Genomic DNA, 4,267 nt, shown 5'->3' with positions numbered 1-4,267 from the left:
GGATTGGGGATTGGGGATTGGGGTAGTTAACGATGTTTGGTGCGTTATGGACAAAAGTCCTAACGCACCAAACTAAATATAGCCGTAGCCACACCCTTTAGGACAGTTGTGATTGCTCAAAAGCTTAAAGCAAAAGGTTTTTACTCAGCACTCAGCACTCAGCACTCAGCACTATTCTTAGTTGAGCGGATCGAAACGCTGCAAGATGAGAGCTATCAACACTACTGGCAAACCGACACCTATGCAAATGAGAGCTTGAACCAATGTCAAAGGTGTTGTCTCAAAAAATTGATTCATGATACTCCACTGACTGAATAGACATTGTAAAGTCACTACAACCACAATTCCAATTGCCGATGCATAGGCTACGGGTGTGTGTTTACCTTTGATTCTGGCAACCAAAGATGGTAAAAACTGGGTAATACTTAACAGATAAAAGACTTCCGCCGCCACTAATCCATTAATCGCCATTGTCCGAGCTAAGGCTTCATTGCCTGTAGTTTGAAGTATCCATTGAAACACCCCAAAAATTACCAGCCAATTGAAGACAGAAATGGCTAAGATGCGCTGGAGTAAACTACCTGATAAAAGCTTTTCTCTGGGGTTGCGTGGTGGTTGTTGCATCACCTGTCCAGATTTTGGCTCAAAGGCTAAAGGAGCAATCAAACCTACTGAACTGACCATGTTTAGCCAGAGAATTTGGATTGGGATGATAGGAAGCGCAGTTGCCAGGAGAATAGCAATCAAAATCGTCATGGATTCGCCAACGTTGATCGGCAGCAAGAAAGCGATCGCTTTTCGCAAGTTGCGGTAAACTCCGCGCCCTTCCTCTACAGCGGCTTCAATTGAAGCGAAGTTATCGTCAGTTAAAAGCATATCCGCAGATTCTTTGGCAACCTCTGCCCCAGCAATACCCATCGCTACACCAATATCTGCTTGCTTGAGCGCGGGAGCATCGTTAACACCATCTCCAGTCATGGCAACAATTTCGCCTTTGAGTTGCAACGCTTTCACTAGACGCAACTTTTGTTCTGGGGCAACTCGCGCAAACACCATACCTTGTTCGGCTGCTTTGGCAAATTTTTTTCCATTCATCTGAGTTAATTGCTGTCCGGTGAAGACTTGTGCTTCATTGGAGCAAATACCCATTTGGCGGGCGATCGCAGCTGCTGTGAGTGCGTGATCCCCTGTAATCATCTTGACCTGAATCCCCGCAGATTGACAGGCGTTGACTGCGGCGATCGCTTCAGAACGGGGCGGATCGATTATCCCTTGCAGTCCTAAAAATACCAGTTCTTGAGCGAGATCGTGGCGTTCTAGGGAGCGTTTAGCAGCAACTTCTTTGCTGGCGAAAGCTAGCACTCGTAAACCTTGGTTTGCCATCCGAGCAACTTCTTGTTCTACTGCCCTTGGATTGAGTGCAATCTGTTGTCCTTGAGCGTCAAGCATGTAGTCGCATCGTTGAAGAATTGCCTCTACAGAACCTTTGAGATAAATCATGTTCAGCCTTCGCTTTGCATCTAATTCATGCAAAGTTGCCATGTATTGAAATTGAGACTCAAAGGGAATGGTATCTATTCGGGGTAATTCTTGCTCTAGATTCTCTAGTGTCAATCCCACTTTATTAGCAGCTGCAATCAATGCTCCCTCGGTTGGGGTTCCGACTAAGTTCCACTCTCCGTCTCGCCATTCGATGTGCGAATCATTGCACAGCAATCCTGCTTCCAAGGTTTCCCAAAGAGCAATATGTCCATCTGCATTGAAATCAACAGCTTGCTGATTCATTAATATTTCACCGTCTGGGGCATAACCAATACCGCTGACAGTGTAGTGTTGCCCACCCGCATAAATATTCTGAACCGTCATCTGATTTTCGGTCAACGTGCCAGTTTTGTCAGAGCAGATAACCGTGGTACTTCCCAATGTTTCTACTGCGGGTAACTTGCGAATAATCGCGTTACGTCGTGCCATCCGGGAAACTCCGATCGCCAACGTGACTGTAACAATTGCAGGCAATCCTTCTGGAATCGCACTAACTACAAGAGCCACAGCTGCTTTGAAAACAGCAATCCAAGATTCACCTTGTCCCAATCCGACTGCAAATGTCAGGGCAGCCAAACCCAAGACGAAGTACAGCAGCGTTTTGCTAAACTTGTCAATATTTCGCGTCAGCGGTGTTTTCAGATTTGTACTGCTGGCAATTAACTCCGAGATGCGACCAGTTTCCGTGGCATCGGCGATCGCCACTACAATTCCTTGTGCTTGTCCAAAGGTGACAAAACTTCCTGCATAAGCCATATTGCTGCGTTCGGCTAATGGTGTTTCCATAGCCAGCGATGGAGTCGCTTTCTCCACCGGCACAGATTCTCCTGTTAAAGCAGACTCGTCAACTTGTAACCCACGCACACTTAATAGCCGCAGATCCGCAGGTACTTTATCCCCAGATGCTAGCAGTACTAGATCGCCTGCAACAAGTTCGGTCGAAGCCAGACGAGTTTTTTGACCATTGCGAATCACAGTTGCTTCAGTGGCGATCGCTTTGGATAAAGCAGCGATCGCACCTTCTGCTTTCGATTCTTGAATATAACCAACAATTGCATTAATCAGGATGACACCAAAAATTACTCCTGCATCTATCCAATCTTGCAGTAGCAGCGTCACCACTCCTGCCGTTAGCAAAATATATAGTAGTGGTTGATGAAATTGCTCTAAAAATTTTAGCCAAGGACTTTTTCCACCTTTACTACTCAGTTGATTTGCACCCATTTGTTGATGTCGGGTGGTAGCTTCTTCATAGCTCAAACCAGCTTGGGGATGACTAGCTAAGGCTTGCACAACTTGTTGTTCTGCTAGAGTGTGCCATTCATAGTTGAGTAAATCTTTTGTTGTTTCAGGAAAAGTATTTGTAGCGATCGTATTTGCTGTCATCTCTGTCTCCGAATTGAAAAACTATTAAACTAATAAACTAATTTGTAATTCTTAATTAAGACTCATCATCTTTATATGAAGCGTTGCTGAATCAGAGTATCAATTGGCATTTTTTGATATGACAAAAAAACAATTATTTATGCGGTATTGGCTCCCCAAACCGTGCTAAATTGCCTTTACGTGAGACTAATTCATACTTTCAATCGGTAATGCTTAATATGAATTTTTCTTTTGAAACTGTACCTTTTTTTAAATTGATGTTATTACGAAATTTTGCCAGATTCATAAACAAGCCAATCTCGCACACCCCAGGAACGCAGAATTGCTTCTGCTTGATGGATTTCATCTGCTGTTCCCTCTACTTTCACTAAAAATTCTTCTTGGAATGTGCGTGGCTCATAGAATTTAGCTTGCTTTTTGGGAGCAAACCAACCTTGAAAAGCACCATAAACACCGCCAAACATCGCACTTGCTCCACCCGCTAGCAGCGTACCCACTACAGATTCAACCGCTAACGCTGGGCCAAAACCGGGAATCACTAATACACCAAGTCCGGCTGTGAGTGCCAGCAATCCTCCAGCGGTTCCTCCTGTAATTGCACCTGCTTTAGCAGCTTCGCTGGGAGTCATGGTATGTGTATCTGCACTAACATTCTTGTGCAACTTTTCGCGTTCGGAGTCTAAAGTAAATATAGAAATTTTCTGCATGGGAAAGTTAATAGCTCTGAGTTCATCAAGCACCCGTGTTGCAGCTTGACGATTAGAAATGATGCCCATTGCATTTTTAACTGGACTGAAATTCATAACAACATCTCCTATAAAAATAAGTAAGTTTAAAACGAAGTATTAATAATCTCGAAATAGTAAGCAACTATGCTTTGCAGTGCGAGCAAGAACCGTACTGTTAGAACAACTCCTAATAAGGCAGGAGGCAGAAGGAAAGAGGATTTAACTTGTTTCTTTCACCCTTCCTGTAGGTGCGCCTTCGTTGGAGACTCATGTAAATAACAGCAATAGAATTTGTCATATTTGCTACAGTTTTTTATAAGTAAATGCCATATTTGTTAAACCCTGCTGCCTCAATACCCTTCTATTTCACAATTGCTCATAAATGTGAACAAAAAGTGATTGAAGAAGGCAAAAGTAAAAGCAAAATGCCTGATTGCTTATTCAAAATGTTTAAATGCTTTCTCAAACCCCAGTTTGCTTTCTCATTTCAGTAAATTCAGCAAGCAAAATGTTTAAATGCTTTCTCAAACCCCAGTTTGCTTTCTCATTTCAGTAGATTCAGCAAGCAAAATGTTTAAATGCTTTCTCAAACCCCAGTTTGCTTTCTCATT

At 43.3% G+C, this 4,267-nt stretch carries 2 protein-coding genes; both read right to left on the bottom strand.

The features are described from left to right. Positions 1-177: 177 nt before the first annotated feature. Complete coding sequence (locus I8752_RS20915) at positions 178-2,928, bottom strand: cation-translocating P-type ATPase (protein WP_214434214.1); 2,751 nt, start codon at positions 2,926-2,928, stop codon at positions 178-180. 263 nt (positions 2,929-3,191) lie between these two features. Next, entirely contained in the window at positions 3,192-3,731 is a 540-nt protein-coding gene (locus I8752_RS20910; RefSeq protein WP_214434213.1) for a hypothetical protein, read from the bottom strand. Positions 3,732-4,267: the final 536 nt, after the last annotated feature.

The sequence above is a fragment of the Dendronalium phyllosphericum CENA369 genome (assembly GCF_016056275.1).
Lineage (GTDB): Bacteria > Cyanobacteriota > Cyanobacteriia > Cyanobacteriales > Nostocaceae > Dendronalium > Dendronalium phyllosphericum.
This window is presented reverse-complemented; position numbering and strand designations above follow the sequence as displayed.